Genomic DNA, 19,297 nt, shown 5'->3' with positions numbered 1-19,297 from the left:
TGCCTCTACGCGTACGGTCTGCGGCACCTGGTGGGACCCTTCATCGGACGCGAGCGACGGTGGCCCTCCTCGAAGAAGGTGGAGGCCGGACCGGCCCCCACAACACCATGCCCACCAACCCTCAGAGGCCTCCCCGCGGGTTACCTCAGCGGCTAGAACGTCAGTGACTTGAAGGCGCGCACCTGCTCGGTGATGGCGCGCTCCGTCGGCAGGCGCTCCACCGACGACGCGCCGAAGAAGCCCACCACGCCCTCGGTACGGGCCAGCACGTGGGCCGCGTCCCGCGGTTCGGCGATGGGCCCGCCGTGGCAGAGCACGAGGACGTCGGGGCGGACCGCCACCGCGGCGTCGCGCATCGCCTGGACCCGTTCGACCGCCTCGTCCAGGGACAGCGCGGTGCCGGCGCCGATGCTGCCCTTGGTGGTGAGCCCGACGTGCGGGACGAGGACGTCGGCGCCCGCCTCGGCCATGGCCCGCGCCTGGGCGGGGTCGAAGACGTAGGGGGCGGTGACCAGGTCGCGCTCGCGCGCCAGCCTGATCATCTCGACCTCCAGGTCGTAGCCCATCCCGGTCTCCTCCAGGTTCTGCCGGAAGACCCCGTCGTACAGGCCGACGGTCGGGAAGTTCTGCACCCCGGCGAAGCCCATGGCCACGAGCTGGTCGAGGAACCTGGGCATCAGCCGGAACGGGTCGGTGCCGCACACCCCGGCGAGCACCGGGGTGTCCCTGACGACGGGAAGCACCTCGGCGGCCATCTCCACGACGATCTGGTTGGCGTCGCCGTACGGCAACAGCCCGGCGAGCGAGCCCCGGCCCGCCATCCGGTAGCGGCCGGAGTTGTAGATGATGATCAGGTCGACGCCGCCCTCCTCCGCGCACTTGGCGGACAGCCCGGTGCCGGCGCCCGCGCCGATGATCGGCCGGTCCTCGGCGACGGTACGGCGCAGCCTGGCGAGGACGTCCCCCCGGTTCACGCGGCGTACCTCGCGGTGATCATCAGGTGCAGCCGGTCGGCCATGGCGCGGCCGAAGGCGGGGTCGTTGACGTGCAGGTCCAGCTTCTCGACCTCGACGGCCGAGCCGCGCAGCCCTTCGTCCAGGGCGTCGAAGCAGGACTCGTCGGCCTTGGGATCGCGGAAGGGCGCCCCCTCGGCGTCGAGGGCGGAGACGCCGCGGCGCGGGACGAACAGCACGGTCGGGCCGGTGGCCGAGCTCAGCTTGGCGGCCATCCGGCGGCCGAGCTCACCCATCTCCTCGGCCGTGGTCCGCATCAGGGTCACGGCCGGGTTGTGGACGTACAGCAGGCGGTCACCGAAGGGCTCGGGAACGGTGTCGCGAGGACCGAAGTTGACCATGTCCAGCGCGCCGGGGGCGACCACCTGGGGCACGCCGCGCGCTCCGGCCGCGGTCAGCCGGTCGGGGCCGGCCGACAGGACCCCGCCGACCAGGTCGTCGGCGAGTTCGGTGGTGGTGAGGTCGAGCACGCCCGAGATCAGGCCGCTCCGGGCCATCGACTCCAGGGCCCGCCCGCCGGAGCCGGTGGCGTGGAAGACCAGCACCTCGTAGCCGAGCTCGTCCAGCCGTCGCCTGGCGGCGTCGACCGCCGGCGTGGTCGCGCCGAACATCGACGCGGCCACGAGCGGGCGGCCGTCCTCGACGACCGGGGACGGGATGCTCACCATGCCGGCCATGGCCGCCGCGGCGTTGCCGAGGATGCGCGCGGAGACGCGGTTGATCCCGGCGAGGTCGACGACGCTGTACATCAGCGTGACGTCCTTGGTCCCCACGTAGGGCGACACGTCGCCGGAGGCCATGGTCGAGACGATGAGCTTGGGCAGCCCGATCGGCAGGTCCCTGACGGCCCGCGCCGCGATCGAGGACCCGCCGCTGCCGCCCACCGCGAGCACGCCGTCGAGGCGGCCCTGGGCGTACAGCTCGGCGAGGACGGCGGCGGCGCCCTCGCCCATCGCCGTGACGGCCGCTCCCCGGTCACCGGTCGCGCGCAGCGTCGCGACGTCGGCCCCGGCCGCCAGCGCGACCCGGTCGTTGCCGACGTCGGCGGGCACCCGCGCCTCGCCGATGCCCGCGTCGACCAGGACGACGTCACAGTCGAGGGCGAGCAGCCGGTCATGGAGCCAGGCGTACTCCCATCCCTTGGTGTCCAGAGTTCCCACCAGGCCTATCGTCGGCATCTCGCGCCACGCCTCTCTGCTCGCGGACCTTCTTCGCCACGTCGATCGTGTTGACCGCCCCGGGAGACGCGTGCCGGACCCGATGGACGATCTCTGCGGGCGGGAGACCCGTTCCGGTTCCCGCCCCGGGAGGCCCCGTGGTCCGCGGATCACGCCCCCGCCGCCGGACGGCGACGCGACCGCCGGACGGGGGCCCGGTGGCGGGCGGGCTCTCCCCGGCTCTGTGCCGTCTCGTCGCCGTGTGCCGTGTGGTGGTGTGGTGCCGTCTCGTCGCCGTAGCGGTCAGAGGGCGGCGGAGAAGGCGCCGTAGTAACCGCCCAGCTCCTGGCGGTAGACGCTCTGCCGGTATGTCGCCGCGTCGTACTCCGGCGCGTCCTGGATCTCCTGCTTGGTCCGCGAGATGTACATCTTGCGCTCCTGGCGGTCGATCCGGATCACCGTGCTGGCCGGGAGCACGACCTTCCTGCCGGAGAGCCAGGAACCGACGTCGGCCACGACGTAGCTGTCGTCGGTCACGTTGCTCTCCTCCTCCACCAGGCCGACCTTGCCGTCGACGGCCTCCACGTCGAAGCCGATGACGCTCATCGTCTCGTCGGGACCGTAAACGCCCTCGCGATAGCTCCACAGTCCTTCGCTCGTCATGTGCGGGCTCTCCTCGTCGCGATGTGTGTGGCCCCCCGCCTACCCGTGGCGGCCGAGGTAAACGGTGCATCGGATGGCGGTCTTCCGCCAGGAGGCGGGCCGTACCGCGGGCGAAAACACGCCCGGAGGATCTTCGTTCGCGCCGAAGAGGCGAGGGGCTCGAAATCCCCTCGCCTTGAGAGCGTTCCCTTGCCGACGAGCCGGGTGGTCAGGTCAACCGACGTCGCCGGTCCTGCCGCGAACCCTCCGACGCGGCGCGTCCACGGTTCGCCGGGTCACTCCCCGGTCTTCCCGGCACGCGAAGTGCCGGTGGACGGTCTGCCGGGGCGGGAGGTCGGAGCGGGGGCGCGTGCGTCTCACGGGGTCACGCGTAGAGGAAGTAATAGCGGTACCGGCTCTCCCACTCGCATGAGTAGTCGTCCCACCACTCCTGGTTGACGCCTTGGGTTCCGATCCGCTCGCACTCCGAGTGGTCCCTGAAGACGCCGGCCAGACTCTCGGCGTGCGCCGGGGCGGCACCGATCGTCAGCGACACCCCGAGAACCATGACGGCCGAGACGAGAACAGCGCGTACCTTTCGCATTCGTCCTCCTGTGACTGTGGAGATCATGACCGTGGACATTATCACTCACCACGCACCAGGAATATTGGTGTGCCCGAATCAATCGAGGAAAGGAGCCGAAACTTCCGGCGGCACTGTCGCCGGGTGCGCGTGTTCCACGGGTATTCACCGCCGGTAAAGGCGGTGCCGCTTCCCTGGTCGCCCCTTCTCGAGGGCTGCGGCCGTCGTCCAATTCCAGACCTGGCGGCCGTGAAAGGCCCTGTAGGAGCGTATCCGACCGCCCGTGCATGCCATGGATGATCTGTAGGGTGTTCGCACTACATGCTCTCCAAAGTACGATTTATGCCATTTTTCCTGTTCGATGGAAACGACATGCGGAAGACTTTGACCATCGTCACTTACGTGTCATATCGTCGCCCCGCCCATATCGATGTAAGTCGCGACACTCGAGCAGGACGTTGTTCTCGCAGGCACCACGGTCGGCATGCCGATGATGGCTGCCCCGGCACGGGAGGAGACACGGACGGTCACCGGGGAAGCGGCGATCATCCGACCCGACCGGAGTCGCACCATGCAAGTTCCAATCCGCAGGGCCATGATTGTCGGCATTGCGATGACCATGCTGGCCGCCGTCGGCCTGTCAGCGCCCTTCGCGCCGCCGGCTCACGCCATGCAGGTGATCACCGATATCGCTTACGCGCCCGCACAACCAGCCGGCAGCAGGGGGCATCTGCTGGACCTCCACCTGCCGTCCACCGGCATCACGCCCCGGCCGCTGCTGATCTGGCACACCGGCTCGGCGTGGACGAGCGACGACGGCAAGGCCGGCGCGGACGCGATCGCGGCCATCTTCAACCCTCTGGGCTTCGCCGTGGCCGGCGTCAGCGTCCGGTCCAGCGCTCAGGCGATCTTCCCGGCCCAGGTGCACGACATCAAGGCGGCCATCCGCTGGTTGCGCGCGAACGCCGCCACCTACCAGCTCGACCCCAATCGCTTCGCGATCATGGGCGACTCCTCGGGCGGCTGGCTGACGGAGATGGCCACCCTGTCCGGCGGCGTGGCGGCGATGGAGGGCACCGTCGGCACGACCGGCGTCTCCAGCGCCGTGCAGGTGGGACTCGCCTTCTACAGCCCGACCGACTTCCTGCAGATGAACGCGCAGAACCTGCCGACCGGCGGGCTCGACCACAACTCTCCCGCCTCCCCGGAGTCCCTCCTGGTCGGCTGCCCGATCCAGACCTGCCCGGCCACGGTGGCCCAGGCCAATCCGATGACCTACGTCGACGCCAACGACCCGCCGCTGATGTTCCTGCACGGCCAGGCCGACTTCCTGGTACCGCACGGGCAGAGCGTCCTGCTCTACAACAGGATCAAGGCCCAGTGCGGCGACGCCACGTTCGTCTCGGTGCCCGCCGCGGACCACATGATGCCCCAGATCATGGACCCCGCCCAGTACGGCATGCAGACCGTCCGCACCACCACCGACTGCACCGAGACCGTCGGCACCGGCACGTTGAACCCCACCTGGGCCAACTTCGCGAACTTCCTGCGCGGCGGGCTCAAGATGGGCACCTCCTGCGAGGTCACCTACGCGGCCACCGGGGCCTGGAACGGCGCCTTCAACGGCAACGTGGCCGTCAGGAACACCGGCACGACCCCCGTCGACGACTGGACCCTGACGTGGGCCTGGTCGGGAAACCAGCAGATCACGACCGCCTGGAACGCCGCGGTGACCCAGGTCGGCACCCAGGTGACCGCCCGCGACGTCGGCAGTAACTCCTTCATCGGCCCCGGCTCCAGTCAGAGCCTCGGATTCACGGCGACCGTCACCGGGACGAACGCCATTCCGGCCCAGTTCAAGCTCAACAACACCGTCTGCACGAGAGTGCCCGCCTGAGACGACGCGCCGGGCCCGAGCCGAATGGCGACGGCCCGGCGCCGTTCTCACCTCGCCCGGATTCTGAAAGTTACATTCGGGGAAACCGCGACGTGGAGCGGAAAGGCGCATTTCCGAAGGCGAACACTTTCCGTCGGACCCTGATCACGGAATGTCACCGGCCGGATTGCTCGTGTTCATATTGCTTTACCCGATGAGCCGCCCCTACTCTTGCCCCTGACGGCTCGCCGACCTATTTTCCGTTGTTTTCGTCGACCGGCCGGTATCGCTTGACATCCCGAGCCCCGAAATAAATCGGATAAGCCGCCTTCCGCTGCCCGAAGGCCGTTGTCCGGGATCGTCGATGAGTTGATGAGTTAGGAAACGTGTGCGTACATCCAACATGTTCGTCAGGAGTCTCGGCGTCTATGTGCCTGACAGTGTGAGCGTCGAGCAGGCGGTTCGCGAGGGCTGGTACCCGGCCGAGGAGGTCGAGAGGTTCCAGCAGATCGGCGCGGCGGTGGCCGGCGACATGTCCGCGCCCGAGATGGCGCGGCTCGCGGTCCTGGACGCGTACGAGCGCTGGGGCGAGTCCTCCCCGCGCGATCTCGACCTCCTGCTCTACCCCTCGGTCTGGCACCAGGGCCCGAACGGCTGGCAGCCCCAGCACTACCTGCAGATGCACCTTCTCGGCGGGAACGTGCCGGCGTTCGAGATCCGGAGCGGCTGCGTAGGGATGATCAGCTCGCTCGAGCTGGCGGCGAGCTATCTGCAGGCAGACGCGGACCGCGAGACGGCCATGGTCGTCTCCTCGGACAACCACGGCACCCCGCTGGTGGACCGCTGGCGGATGACCCCCGGCGCGCTGATCGGCGACGCCGCGGCCGCGCTCCTCCTCGGCAAGGGGTACGGCATGGCCGAGCTCCTGTCGGTGAACGCGACGGTGATCCCGGAGGCCGACGCGGTCAACGACGGCGCCTACCCCCTGTTCCCCCCGGACGCCACCGTCGGCAGAGGGCTGAGCTTCGGGGACCGCCACGAGGAGTTCCGCCAGCGGCTGCTCAAGGCGCAGGGAACCGGGATCCACCTGACGATCCAGAAAACGATGATGCAGCAGGTCGAACGGACCCTGGACGAGGCCGGGATCGGACTCGCCGACATCACGCGGGTGGCGTTGCCGCACGGCCGCCGCGAGGACCTGGACGGGCAGATGTCCTGGCTGGGCATCGACGAGGACCAGACGACCTGGGACTACGGGAGGCGCGTGGGCCATTGCGGCGCGGTGGACCAGTTCATCGCCTTCGAGCATCTGATCGCGACCGGCGGGCTCGTGGCCGGCGATCACCTGCTCATGGTCGGGTTCGGCTCGGGAACGTCCGTCGCCGCGGCGGCGTTCAGGATCCTCTCCACCTCTCCCGTCACGGAAGGGGCACGCGCATGACCGAGCTCACGGACACGCGCACGACCGAGCTCACGCGAAGGCTGGTCGACTTCATCCAGGAGAATCTCGTCCAGGACGGCGACGACATCAAGGTCGACGAGACGACCCCGCTCCTGGTGTCGGGTCTCCTGGACTCCCTGCGGACGGCGCGGCTGCTGAACTTCCTCCGCAGGGACGTCGGCGTCCCGGTCCCCGCCGCGAAGCTCGACCCCGAGAACTTCCGGGACGTCGTGACCATCGTGGCGATGGTCAGAGAACTCGAAACCGTCTAGCCGGGGCGAGGGCAGAGTCATGCAGTTGGCGGACACGTACATCAGCGGAGTGGGAGCCTTCCTCCCCCGGACCGTCGTCAGCGTCGAGAAAGCCGTCGCCAAGGGCTGGTACCCGGCCGAGGAGGCCGAGCTGCACAACCTGGCCGGGGCGGTGGTGGCCGGTGACGTACCGGCACCGGAGATGGCCCTGCACGCGGCGCGGAGCGCGATCAAGCGCAGCGGGCGGGCGCCGGCCGACCTGGATCTCCTCCTGTACGCCTCGACCTGGCACCAGGGACCGGACGGCTGGCCCCCGCACTCCTACCTGCAGCGTCATCTCGTCGGCGGGGACGTCCTGGCCACCGAGGTCCGGCAGGGCTGCAACGGGATGTTCATCGCCCTGGAACTCGCGGCCGGCCACCTGGACGCCGCCCCCGGCCGGCAGGCCGCCCTGCTGGTCGCCGCCGACAACTACGGCACCCCGCTGATGGACCGGTGGCGGATGGGCCCCGGCTACATCGGCGGGGACGCCGCGAGCGCGCTCGTGCTCGCCAAGGGGACGGGTTTCGCGCGCCTGACGTCGGTCTGCACGACGACGGTGACCGAGGCCGAGGAACTGCACCGGGGCAGCGAACCCCTGTTCCCCCCGGGCGTCACGGTCGGGCGCAAGATGAGCTTCGCGGCCAGGAACGAGCAGTTTCGGCAGCAGGTCATGTCCAAGGGCGAGGCCACCGCGGCGCTGTTCAAGATCCAGCGGGCGTTGATGGAGGTCGTCGAGCGCGCGCTGGCCGAGAGCGGGATCGAGGCCCGCGATCTCACCCGGGTGGCGTTCATGAACTACTCGGAGGAGATCGTCGAACAGCGGTGCATGGCCATGCTCGACCTGCCCATGTCCCACTCGACCTGGGACTACGGCCGCACCATCGGCCACTGCGGCGCCAGCGACCAGATCCTTTCCCTCGACCACCTGCTCATGACCGGGCAGCTGGGCCCCGGCGACCACATGCTGATGCTCGGCACCGGGCCGGGAGTGACCGTCTCCAGCGCCGTGATCAAGATCATCGACAATCCTCAGTGGGCCTGAACCGAAGAGTGGGCCTGAACCGAAGGGAAACGAACGCAGATGGTCGACAGTCCGCGCGGAGTCCGGGTGGAACCAGTGGCGGTGATCGGGATCGGATGCCGCCTTCCCGGCGACGTCCGCTCACCGGACGAGTTCTGGGACCTGCTGCGCGCCGGCCGGAACACGACCCGGCCGCTGCCCGCCGAACGCTGGCGCCGGTACGAGAACCGGAGCCCCGAGTACGCCGCCGCGCTGCGTGACGCCGTGCGTCACGGCAGCTTCCTGAGCGACATCGAGGGCTTCGACGCGGAGTTCTTCGGCCTGTCGCCCCGCGAGGCCGAGCTGATGGACCCGCAGCAGCGGATCCTGATGGAGACCGCGTGGGAGGCCCTGGAGCACGCCGGCCTGCCGCCGCACCAGCTGGCCGGCACCGACGCCGGGGTGTTCATGGGAGTCTGCACCGCCGACTACGGAGGCCGCCTCCTGGAGGACCTGCCCCAGATCGAGGCGTGGACCGGGATCGGCGCCGCGACCTGCGCCGTCGCCAATCGCATCTCCTACTCCCTCGACCTGCGCGGACCCAGCATGGCGATCGACACCGCCTGCTCGGCGTCGCTGGTCGCGCTGCACCTGGCCGCGCAGAGCCTGCGGCTCGGCGAGAACGACGTCGCCCTCGCCGGCGGCGTCAACCTGCTGGTCACCCCGGGCCAGACCCTCACGCTCGGCACGGCCGGGGCCCTCGCCCCCGACGGGCGGTCCAAGTCGTTCGACGCGTCGGCCGACGGCTACGGACGCGGAGAGGGCTGCGGCGTGGTCGTGCTCAAGCGGCTGTCCGACGCGCGGCGCGACGGTGACCGGATCCTCGCGCTCGTCATCGGCAGCGCCGTGAACCAGGACGGGCACACCAACGGGATCATGGCGCCGTGCGGGGAGGCCCAGGAACACGTGATGGTCCGGGCCTGCCGACAGGCGGGCGTCGAGCCGTCCACCGTCGACTACATCGAGGCGCACGGCACCGGGACCCGGCTCGGCGACCCGCTGGAGGCGGGGGCGCTCTCCTCCGTGTACGGCACGCGGCGACCCCCCGGAGACCCGTGCCTCATCGGCTCGGTCAAGTCCAACATCGGTCACCTCGAAGGCGCCGCCGGCATCACCGGCGTCATCAAGGCGGTGCTCGCCCTCGACCGCGGCGAGATCCCCCCGAGCGTGCTGACCAGTCTCAACCCGGCCATCTCGTGGGAGACCTCGGGCCTTCGGGTGGTGACCGAGCGGTCGGCCTGGCCGGAGCGCGACCACCCCAGCCGGGCGGGCGTCTCCAGCTTCGGGTACGGCGGCACGGTCGCGCACATCGTGCTCGAGCAGGCTCCTCCGGTCCAGGAGGCCCGGGAGTCCCGGGAGACGCCCCTGCGCGAGGGGACGGGAGAGCGGCTGTTCCCGCTGTCGGCCGCGTCGGAGCAGGCTCTGCGGCAGTACGCGGGCAAGCTCGCCGACCACCTCGGCAACGGGCTCGACCTGGCGTCGGCGGGGCACACGCTGGCGCTCCGGCGCACCCATCTGGCCCGTCGCGCCGTCGTGGTCGGGGCGGACGCGGGCGAGCTGGCGGCCGGCCTGCGCAGGCTCGCGGAGGACGTGCCCGCCGAGGCCGTCCTCACCGGCGACGTGCTGCCCGAGCTCGGCCCGGGGCCGGTCTGGGTCTTCTCCGGGCAGGGCTGCCAGTGGCGCGGGATGGGGCGGGAACTGCTCGCCGTGCCGGAGTTCGCGTCCCTGGTCGACGAGGTGGAGCCGATCTTCGCCGAGGAGATCGGCTTCTCCCCCCGGCAGGTCCTGGCCGACGGCGATCTCGACACCATCGACCGCGTGCAAACCATGATCTTCGTGATGCAGCTGGGCCTCGCCAGGCTCTGGAACGCGTACGGGGTCGCTCCGAAGGCCGTCATCGGCCACTCCGTCGGCGAGCTCGCGGCGGCGGTGACGGCCGGCGCGATGACCGTCGCCGACGGCGCCCGGCTGATCTGCCGCCGCTCCCGGCTGCTGCGCCGGGCCGAGGGCAAGGGGGCCATGGTGATGGTCGACCTGTCCTTCGAGGAGGCGGCGGAGAGGCTGGCCGGCCGCAGCGACCTGGTGGCCGCGATCGCGTCGGCCCCCGGCTCCACCGTGCTGTCCGGCGACGTCGCCGCGGTCGAGGAGGTGGTGAACGAGTGGCCGGTCGAGGGCATCGTGGTGCGGCGGGTGGCGTCGGACGTCGCCTTCCACAGCCCGCACATGGACCCTCTGGCCGTCGAGCTGGCCGCCGCCGTCGCCGATCTCTCGTTCGGGGCGCCGCGCATCCCCATGTACACGACCGCGCTGGCGGACCCCCGCTCGACGCCCGTCCTGGACGGCGCGTACTGGGCGGCGAACCTCCGGGACCCCGTGCGGCTGGTCGCGGCGACGGCGGCCGCGGCGCAGGACGGCCACCGCGTGTTCCTGGAGATCTCCCCCCACCCCGTGGTCGCGCACTCGGTGAGCGAGACGCTCTCGGAGAACGGGTTCGAGGACGTGTTCGTCGGCACGTCGCTGCGCAGGAACCAGCCGGAGCCGCTGACCTTCCTCGTCGCGCTGGGCACGGCGCACTGTCACGGTGTCGAGGTGGACTGGAGCCGGCTGCAGCCGTCCGGCGGCCTGGCCGATCTGCCGCCGTACGCCTGGCAGCACCGCCGCCACTGGCGCGAGGCGTACGCCGAGGACGGCAACCGTGGGCACGACGTGCACTCCCACGCCCTGCTCGGAGCCGTGAGCAGCCTCGCGGGCAGCCGGACCCGGGTGTGGCGGACCAGCGTGGAGGACGCCAACCGGCCCTACCCGGGCAGCCACGCCCTCAACGGGGTCGAGATCGTGCCCGCCGCCGTGCTGGTCAACACGTTCCTGAACGCGGTCGAGGACGAGGACGTCACGCTCACCGACGTGGAGATGATGCATCCGCTGATGACCGCGGAACGCAGGCAGGTCCAGGTCGTGCACGAGCCTCCGGCGGTACGGCTCGCGGCCCGCACCCCGGCGGGCCCCGACGAGCCGGAACCCGCCTGGCTGGTGCACGTCACCGCGAACGTGGCCGCTCCGGGCCAGGTGAAACCCGACGTGCTGCCGGACGCCGGCGCGCTCACCCCGATCGATCCCGGGTTCGTGCACGGGCGGCTGGCCACCGTCGGCGTGCCCTCGACGGGCTTCGACTGGACGATCGAGACGCTGCTGGGCGGAGACGGCGTGCTGCGGGCCACCGTCCGTACCGCCCGCGCCGGGGAACCGGGGAGCTGGGCGCCGGCGCTGGACGCGGCGATGTCCGTGGCGCCCTGCGTGTTCCCCGGCGATCCGGTGCTGCGCATGGTCGTGCACATCGACGAGGTGGTGCTGACCGGCACGCCGCCCTCGACGGTGATCATCGACGCGGCCGTGGACCCGGCCGCCGACGACACCGTCCGGGCGCTCCTGGCCGACGTGGACGGCCGGGTGGTGGGACACCTCACGGGACTCCGCTATCCGGTGATCGACGCGCCCGCCCCGGCCGAGGAGGATCTCCGGGGACCCGCGGAGTCGTTCGCCGGCCTGGCGCCCGAGGACCTGCGCGAGCGCGTCCTGCCCGAGGTCCGCGCGGAGATCGCGGCCGTGATGAGGCTGGCCCCCGAGGATCTGGCGACCCGGCGTCCCCTCGTCGAGCAGGGGCTGGACTCGGTGATGACCGTCATGGTCCGGCGGCGCCTGGAGAAGCGCTTCGGCCGCCGTCTCCCCGCGACCCTGCTGTGGCAGCAGCCCACCATCTCCGCGATCGCGGACCACCTGGCGGGGCTTCTCGCGACTCCGAGACCGGACGCGGTGGCGGAGACCGTTCCTGAGAGCGCACCCGCGATCGGGGGCTGAGGCCGCCGGCCGGACGGCCCGAGGGGGCGATCCCCCCGGGCCGTCCGGCCGTCGCGTTCGGCGGGAGCCGGTCGCACCACCCGCCGCGTCCCGGCCGCTCGGCCGCCCTCCGCTCCTCGGCGTCGACGCTGAAAGGACGCTGAAAGGATACGGAGCCCGTGGGTTTTCGGCTGCCGATCGTGATGAGCGGACCGTCCGGCTCGGAGAAAACGACACCGGCGCGGCATATCTGCGATGCCTGAATCTTTCTGCCCGCCCTTCGACCGCCGACGGGCCGGGCGCCGGGTCGTTCTCCTCTTATTTGAATGACGCCTTCGAGTCAGGAATTCTTACGAAAGCACTTGAACGGTTGAGCTTCGACGACACTTCTTGTGCTTTTCGTACGTGTCGTCACCGGCCCGTGGCATGAGATCTGTCCATGTTCCGCGCTGATTCACGTCTCTCACGGGCCGGCGATGAAAGTTTCTTCGATCTTGCGTGTGCCAGCGGGGCCTGAGGACGGACCGCGGGTGCCTCGACCGCCGCCTCGAGAACCCGGCCGGGGGACGGCTCATTCCTCTCACCAGCCAGGAGACGCCGACGACAGGTGTCGTGGACCTTTGGCCGGATGCGGTGCCTCCCCGCGCCGGGGCGGTCGATCAGGTCCGGCCCGGGACCGGCGCCTTGACGTGAGGGTTCAAGTGAACTTGGCTCACCGAAACCACGGGAATGACCTGCGGTTTCAGGGGCTCGGCTCCCGTCCGACGCCCAAGAGGGAGGCGAGAGCATGAGCTTGGGAAAACGACACCTGGCGATCCTCGGGGGTGCGGCGGGGGCCCTCTGTCTGGCGGCGGGTCTCGTCACGGCGCCGGCCTCGGCGGCGCCGGCCTCAGCGGCGCCGGCCTCAGCGGCGCCGGGCTGCCAGGTCAGCTACTCGGTGAGCTCCCAGTGGAACGACGGGTTCGGCGCGAACATCGCGATCACCAATCTGGGCGACCCGCTCACCGGCTGGCAGCTGAAATGGTCGTTTTCGGCCGGACAGGCCGTGACGCAGGGCTGGAACGCGACCTTCTCCCAGAGCGGCAGCGCGGTGACCGCCGCGAACGCCCCCCACAACGGCGACCTGGCGACCGGTGCCGTCACCACGATCGGCTTCAACGGAAGCTGGAGCGGATCCAACCCGATACCTGCCTCCTTCACCCTCAACGGGGTCGCGTGCACGGGTTCGGTCACCGGCTCGCCGTCACCGAGCCCGTCCCCCAGCCCGACCCCTACCCCGACGCCCACTCCGACCACCTCACCGCCACCGCCCAACCCCACCGGCCTGGTCGGCTGGGCGACCCAGGGGGGCGGCACGACGGGCGGTGGCAGTGCGTCCGCCACCACGGTGACGAGCGCGTCGGCCCTGACCGGCGCGGCCTCGGGGACGGGCGCGGCGGTGATCCGGGTGTCGGGCACGATCTCCTGCTCGGGCATGCTGAGGGTCGGCTCCAACAAGACGATCATCGGTAACTCCGGCGCGGCGATCGTCGGCTGTGGCCTGAACGTCTCCAACGCCTCCAACGTGATCATCCGGAACCTGACCTTCAGGAACTGGAACGACGACGCGATCAACGTCCAGTACTCGACCCGGGTCTGGATCGACCACAACACGCTGTCCAACGGCTACGACGGCGCCATCGACGTCAAGCGCGCCAGCGACTACGTCACCGTGTCGTGGAACCGTCTGTATTCCCACGACAAGGCCATGCTGCTCGGGCACAGCGACGACAACGGCGCCGAGGACAGGGGCCACCTGCGCGTGACCTACCACCACAACTGGCTCGACGGCACCAACCAGCGCAACCCCCGGGTGCGCTTCGGCAACCCGGTGCACGTCTACAACAACTACTACTCCAACGTCAGCGGATACGGTGTCGCCTCCACCGAAGGCGCCGGCGTGCTGGTCGAGGGCAACTACTTCGAGAACGTCGACGACCCGTACCACCTGGGCGAGGCCGCGTCAGGCCCCGGCACCCTGGTGGCCCGCAACAACTACCTGACCGGTTCCGGCAGCGGGCAGCAAGGCGGTTCGGTGGCCTCCATCCCGTATTCCTACAGCCTTGACGGAGCATCCAGCGTCAAGTCCATCGTCACCTCCGGTGCGGGAGCAGGAAAAATCAATCTCTGAACGACCGTGAAACCGATTTCCGAAGTCGTTCGGCCCGCCCCGTAGAGTGTCCTCGCCCCATGGGGCCGAACCGGGGAAGTACCGGCCCGAGGCCGAAAGAGAAGGAGCCGGATATTACTTAACGTCTTGACGACCCCAATGGCGCTCCTTACCATTCTCCCACCGATATCGGGAGCGGGCCGATCGACGACGAATACCAATGTGGCACTCGATCCAACAATTTGGTCGAGTGCCATATTGGCATGTGTCTCGACGGCAACGTGATGGGCGCGAAGGAGTGGGCTTGAACGAGCCGTTCGGCCGCGGCGGGCATCGCCGGCGCGGAGAGGCGACTCGCCAGGACCATCACTCCCGGCCGGACCGCACGCCGGTGACCGCCGGGGGACACGCACCGGGTTCGGTGCGGCCCCCGTGCGAGGCAGACCGCGATGACCGGTAGTGGTCGGAGGTGAACGACCTGAAGGTCTGCTTCTCGGGCTCCCGATCGGGGCGCTGGCCCATTACGGTCGGCCAGAAGAACGTGCTGGAGTGGATCAGTCCGGACCTGCCGGGGCCGGCCGACATCCTGTCGACGATGGTGCGCGTGCCCCGGGGAAGCACCATGGACGCGGTCGGCGCGGCTCTGGGCGCGCTGATCGGCCGCCAGGAGGCGCTGCGGACCCTGTTGCGGGACGGCGAGCAGTTCGTGCACGCGTCGGGAACACTCGTCGCCGACGTGGTCGAGGCCACGGGCACCGGCCAGGACTGGTTCCCGCCCGGCCGGGCTTTCGACCCCGCCGCCGACTTTCCGGTGAGGGCGAGCGTGGTGACCCGGTCGGGAGCTCCGTTCCTGGTCGTCCTGCACGTGTCGCACGTGGCGGCGGACCTGTCGGCGATGACGATCCTGCGCGCCGAACTCGCCGCCCTGCTGGCGGGCCGGCCGCTTCCCCCCGCCGCGTACCACCCCGCCGACCAGGCCGCCTACGAACTCACCCCGGCCGGGCAGCGCCGGCTGGAGGGTTCGGTCAGGTACTGGGCCCGCCAGATGGCCGAGAAGCCGTTGTGCGCGCTCGGCCTGCCCTTCCGCTTTCCCGGCGCCCGCGGCCATCATCACGTCCTGCTGGGCTCGCGGCCCGCCGCGGAGGCGCTGGCCCACGTCGCGGCGAAGACGGGCGCGCGGCCGCCGGCGGTCGTGATGGCCGCGTTCGCGTCGCTCCTGACGAACTGGACCGGAGCCCCGGGATGCCAGCTGAACTGCCTGTGCAACAACCGTTTCTCCCCGGAGCTGCGCGACTACGTCGGCACGGTGGCCCAGGAGACGATCATTCCCTTCAGCGCGTCGCCCTCGTTCCTGCGGTCGGTCTCCCAGACGAACGCCGCGGCCCTGGCCGCCTACAAGTACGGCCGGTACGACCCGGTTCGGCTCTCCGAGGCGCAGGGCGAGGCGGAACGGGCCCGCGGCATGCGCTGCCACCGGGACGTGGTCGTCAACAACACGACCGGTCACTCGCATGTGATCCTGCCGAGGGCCGGTGTGGAACCCGGCACGGGCGACCGCGTGTTCGGCGCCCCCGCGGAGTTCGACATCTACCGGCTGGAAGGCACGCTCGGTTGCGGACTCGGCCTCGACGCCCGCCTGGCCACCGCCGACGAGACCGCCGGCATCCTCGGCGGGGTCGAGCGGCTCATCGTCGCCGCCGCCGACGGCGACGTCGACCCGGCCGGCTTCGGCGTCCCCCCGGTGGAACGGGGGCCGGGCTGGGTGCGTGCCCGCTCGTGCTGGGTCGACCTCGCCGGCGTCCAGGCCGCGGCGGACCTCGCCCTCGGCCCCGGCGTCGCGCGGATCGAGGCCGCCGGCGACGAGCTCATCGCCCACGTCGGGCGCGACGCCGACGTCTCCGCGGCCGCCAGGGCGGTGGCCGACGCGGTCCTGCGCGAAGGACGCCACGGCGTGGTCGCGCCCAGCGACTACGTGCGCGCCGCCGGCTGAGAACGGATCGATCCGGGTGGCGGGCCGTGCGGCCCGGGTGAGGATGACGAAGGCGGACGTCGACAGGGTGGGATTCATCTATCAGATCACCATGACTCCCGACGGGAAGACGGCCTTGGTCGCATATAACGGCTTGGACGAACCGGAGGCCGTGGTGGTCGAGGTATGGGACCTGAGGCGCAAGGCACATCCGGCTCGCCGATCGACGCTGAAGGTGCCCGGATCCCATCTGTACGGTCTTTCCGTCAGCGCTGACGGAAAGACCGCGGTGGCGGTTCGGAACGACGACACGGGCGCGATCGTCTGGGATCTGACGGACCCGGCCCATCCCGCGACCGTCGCCGAGCTGGATCACAAGGACCACGCCGAGAGGACTGCCGCGCTCAGTCATGACGGGCGTCGGGTCGTGCTCGGCACCAGCAAAGGCGGGGTGGACGTCTGGGACCTCGGCGACCGTACGAAGCCCGTCCACAGGGCGACGATGGACGACGACTTCCGCGACGTGTACGCCGTTGCCCTGGCCCGCAACGGCGACCTGGTGCTCGCTGCCGACTTTCAAGGGCGCGCCACGCTGGGACCTGTCACAGCCGTCGAAACCGGTCAAGCTGGCGGCTCTGAAGCCGGGCCCCGGCACGGAGACGGTCGCCCTCAGTGAAGACGGACGGACCGCCGTGGTGGGCAGCGTGGTGCGCGGTCCGCGAGTCTAGGATCTCTCAGAGGTGGACCGGGACCCGCTCAGGAGCGTATGTCGCCACGGGGGAGCCGGGATCTCGCACGATTTCCGGGAGCGCCACATCGACGGGCAGGACTTCGACCATGCCGCCGACGAGGACATCTGGTCCTGTGACGGCGTGCTCACCCCGTAACGCGTGGCGAAGCCTCCCCTTCCCCGGCGTTCCGTTCGGTGTTCCGGTCCGCTTTCCCTCGACGTTCCGTTCGGCGTCCCACCCGCGTGGAGAGCCTGCGTGGAGAGGTCGCCGCGCGGAGGCGGGCCGGACGCCCCGCCCGCGAGACGCGCGGTACGGACGAGGCCACTAGAATGCAATTCTAGGATTGGCCGGTCTCCCGGCCCCCGACCGCGAGGAGCCCACGTGCACGACGTCTCACCGGAGCTCCGGGCACTTCGGGAACTCGGCGCCGTCTTCGACCACACCGCCGTCGCGGCACCGCGGATCAGGGATCTCCTGCCGGTCTATCGTGACCTGCTGGGCGGGACCTTCCACCGTGGCGGCGACAACCAGCTCGGCGGCTACCGGGCCATGCAGCTCACCTATCCCGGCGGCGGCAAGATCGAGCTGATGGAGCCGCTCGAGGGATCCACCTTCTTCGACAGCTTCTTCGAGCTGACGCGCGGCCGGGGCGGCGTGCACCACCTCAACTTCCACGTGGTCGACATCGACCTGGCGGTCTCCCTGCTCACCGAGCGCGGCTACCGCCTGCACGGCCTCAACCTGGGCGACCCGAGGTGGCGTGAGGTGTTCCTGCACCCCAAGGAGGCCCACGGCGTGCTGGTCCAGCTCGCGCAGCCCGGTCCGCGCGACTCCGTACCCGTCCCCTCCCTCGACGACGTGCTGGCCGGACGCGGATTCCGCGGCAACGGGATTCCCAGCCCCGCCTGAACACGGAACCATCATCGGACAGGACGGGGTTCCGGAGCCTCTCCGTCCGGCGGACAGCGGAGAGGCACATGACACGCAAGCCAGGCGCCTGGGAGTGGAGCCGCACGGCGCAGACTCGTACGAGCATGCTCAGTGCCGCCAGGGAGGTCTTCACCGAGCACGGTTTCGCCGACGCCGGGGTGGCCGACGTCGTCGAGCGCGCCGGCCTGAGCATCGGCAGCCTCTACCACCACTTCGGCGGCAAGACCGAGCTGTTCCTCGCGCTGTGGGAGAGCCACCAGGCCGAGCACGAGAGGAACGCGGCCTCCGCGGTGTCGAAGGCCCGCCAGTCGGGCACCCACGATCCCCTGGAACTGTTCGTCGCCGGCGCCCGCGCCTTTCTCGAGGGGTCGTGGGAACGGCGGGATCTGGCCCGGCTGTTCATGGACGGGGGCGGGCCCCCGGGGTTCGAGCTGATGCGCCGCACGCGCGGTCGCGAGTGGGTACGGCAGAACGGCGTCCTGCTCGGCGCGGGCGGCACCTCCCTCGACCGCCTGACGGTCGCCGTCCTGACGTCGGTCATCGGCGAGGCGGGCCGCGAGGTGGCGACCTGCGACGGCGAGGCGGAGGCGGAGCGGATCATCGAGGCGGCGATCGAACTGATCCGCCGCCTCGACCCGCTGCGCGCCCCCTCTACGGCCCCGCCTCGATGACGTCGGCGCCGATCAGGTCGGCGACCGTCAGGCGCGGGGTTGGAAGCAGTTGGTGGTTGAGCGTGTATCAGTATGTGTGAGTGATCGTGAAAGAGTGGGTTAAGGCGCAAGGTGTCCACCCGATCACCGCTTACCGGTGGTATCGGGAAGGCATCCTGCCCGTGCCCGCCGGTAAGGCCGGACGGCTGATCCTGGTCGCAGACGTCGATCCCCTCGCCTCGCACGGCGCAACCACCGTGGGGTACGCCTGCGTCTCTTCGGCGCAGGCATCTTCCTCGGCGTGCGCCCGCCTCCACCGGCCCCACCTCGGCGGTCGCGGGCGGCTGCGAGATCCAGCTCGACGCCACCGCCACCGCCACCGCCACTGACACCGCCGGCAAGGCCACCGGCTCCGTCTGCGGCTTCCTGCGCTACCGAGGCAGGCGTCTGTCTCTTCGCCGATCGGGTAGTCATCGATCATGACTCCTACGGTACGTTGACGGTCGGCGACGTACCGTGACGGGGAGGGTTGATGCGGGTCCACCAGGCCTACCGCTACGCCCTGGACCCCACCCCCGAGCAGGCGCGCCTGCTCGCCTCCCACTGCGGCGCGGCGCGGTTCGCCTTCAACTGGGGCCTGGCCCGCATCAAGGCCGCCTTGTCCCAGCGGGAGGCGGAGAAGTCCTACGGCGTGCCCGATGAACACCTGACCGAGGTGGCGTGGTCGCTGTACGGTCTGCGCCGGGCGTGGAACACCGCCAAGGGCGACGTCGCGCCGTGGTGGGCCGACAACTCCAAAGAGGCCTACACCACCGGCCTCGACGGGGTGGCGCGGGCGTTGAAGAACTGGGCCGCCTCCCGCAACGGCACCCGCAAGGGGCCCAAGGTCGGATTTCCCCGGTTCAAGTCCAAGCACCGCGCCGTTTCCTCGTGCCGGTTCACCACCGGAGCGATCCGGGTGGAGGCCGA

The 19,297-nt window shown here is 70.4% G+C and carries 15 protein-coding genes; 11 read left to right on the top strand and 4 right to left on the bottom strand.

Annotated elements, in window-relative coordinates; all coding sequences use genetic code 11:
- Positions 1-152: 152 nt before the first annotated feature.
- The 4 genes from ACTOQ3_RS10755 to ACTOQ3_RS10740 all read right to left on the bottom strand — a co-directional run bounded on the left by ACTOQ3_RS10755 (position 153) and on the right by ACTOQ3_RS10740 (position 3,416).
- Positions 153-974, bottom strand: a complete 822-nt coding sequence (locus ACTOQ3_RS10755) for a phosphoenolpyruvate hydrolase family protein (protein ID WP_440083198.1) — start codon at positions 972-974, stop codon at positions 153-155.
- A complete protein-coding gene (locus ACTOQ3_RS10750; RefSeq protein ID WP_440083197.1) occupies positions 971-2,191 on the bottom strand; it encodes a Tm-1-like ATP-binding domain-containing protein in 1,221 nt (406 codons plus the stop codon). The genes ACTOQ3_RS10755 and ACTOQ3_RS10750 overlap by 4 nt, the downstream gene beginning before the upstream one ends.
- Before the next feature lie 282 nt (positions 2,192-2,473).
- Positions 2,474-2,833 carry a PRC-barrel domain containing protein gene (locus ACTOQ3_RS10745; RefSeq protein ID WP_440083196.1) on the bottom strand — a complete coding sequence of 120 codons (360 nt, stop codon included), beginning with the start codon at positions 2,831-2,833 and terminating at the stop codon, positions 2,474-2,476.
- 364 nt (positions 2,834-3,197) lie between these two features.
- Positions 3,198-3,416: a hypothetical protein gene (locus ACTOQ3_RS10740; protein ID WP_440083195.1), complete on the bottom strand. Its 219-nt coding sequence runs from the start codon at positions 3,414-3,416 to the stop codon at positions 3,198-3,200.
- A gap of 574 nt (positions 3,417-3,990) precedes the next feature.
- On the opposite strand from ACTOQ3_RS10740, the gene ACTOQ3_RS10735 reads away from it, so the two are divergent.
- The 11 genes from ACTOQ3_RS10735 to ACTOQ3_RS10685 all read left to right on the top strand — a co-directional run.
- Positions 3,991-5,292, top strand: a complete 1,302-nt coding sequence (locus ACTOQ3_RS10735) for a cellulose binding domain-containing protein (RefSeq protein WP_440083194.1) — start codon at positions 3,991-3,993, stop codon at positions 5,290-5,292.
- Positions 5,293-5,701: 409 nt separating this feature from the next.
- The gene (locus ACTOQ3_RS10730) at positions 5,702-6,712 is read left to right on the top strand and encodes a ketoacyl-ACP synthase III family protein (RefSeq protein WP_440083193.1); all 1,011 of its coding nucleotides are present in this window, start codon (positions 5,702-5,704) and stop codon (positions 6,710-6,712) included.
- Positions 6,709-6,984 (top strand): hypothetical protein, encoded by a 276-nt coding sequence (locus ACTOQ3_RS10725; protein WP_440083192.1) that lies wholly within the window; start codon positions 6,709-6,711, stop codon positions 6,982-6,984. The genes ACTOQ3_RS10730 and ACTOQ3_RS10725 overlap by 4 nt, the downstream gene beginning before the upstream one ends.
- Positions 6,985-7,003: 19 nt before the next feature.
- Complete coding sequence (locus ACTOQ3_RS10720) at positions 7,004-8,047, top strand: ketoacyl-ACP synthase III family protein (protein WP_440083191.1); 1,044 nt, start codon at positions 7,004-7,006, stop codon at positions 8,045-8,047.
- 66 nt (positions 8,048-8,113) lie between these two features.
- Positions 8,114-11,920 (top strand): type I polyketide synthase, encoded by a 3,807-nt coding sequence (locus ACTOQ3_RS10715; protein ID WP_440083190.1) that lies wholly within the window; start codon positions 8,114-8,116, stop codon positions 11,918-11,920.
- Between the two features lie 766 nt (positions 11,921-12,686).
- A complete protein-coding gene (locus tag ACTOQ3_RS10710) occupies positions 12,687-14,069 on the top strand; it encodes a pectate lyase family protein (protein WP_440083189.1) in 1,383 nt (460 codons plus the stop codon).
- 448 nt (positions 14,070-14,517) lie between these two features.
- Positions 14,518-16,038 carry a condensation domain-containing protein gene (locus ACTOQ3_RS10705; protein ID WP_440083188.1) on the top strand — a complete coding sequence of 507 codons (1,521 nt, stop codon included), beginning with the start codon at positions 14,518-14,520 and terminating at the stop codon, positions 16,036-16,038.
- Positions 16,039-16,081: 43 nt separating this feature from the next.
- Entirely contained in the window at positions 16,082-16,693 is a 612-nt protein-coding gene (locus tag ACTOQ3_RS10700) for a WD40 repeat domain-containing protein (protein WP_440083187.1), read from the top strand.
- A 436-nt stretch (positions 16,694-17,129) separates the two neighbouring features.
- Positions 17,130-17,657 (top strand): VOC family protein, encoded by a 528-nt coding sequence (locus ACTOQ3_RS10695; protein WP_440083186.1) that lies wholly within the window; start codon positions 17,130-17,132, stop codon positions 17,655-17,657.
- A 68-nt stretch (positions 17,658-17,725) separates the two neighbouring features.
- Complete coding sequence (locus ACTOQ3_RS10690; protein WP_440083185.1) at positions 17,726-18,349, top strand: TetR/AcrR family transcriptional regulator; 624 nt, start codon at positions 17,726-17,728, stop codon at positions 18,347-18,349.
- Positions 18,350-18,860: 511 nt separating this feature from the next.
- Positions 18,861-19,297 (top strand): helix-turn-helix domain-containing protein (locus ACTOQ3_RS10685; RefSeq protein WP_440083184.1); only part of this gene is annotated, 437 nt, incomplete at its 3' end.

The organism is Streptosporangium sp. LJ11, from assembly GCF_051918945.1.
Taxonomy (GTDB): Bacteria; Actinomycetota; Actinomycetes; order Streptosporangiales; family Streptosporangiaceae; genus Streptosporangium.
The sequence above is the reverse complement of the archived record's forward strand: the minus strand, read 5'-3'. Positions and strand labels throughout refer to the sequence as shown.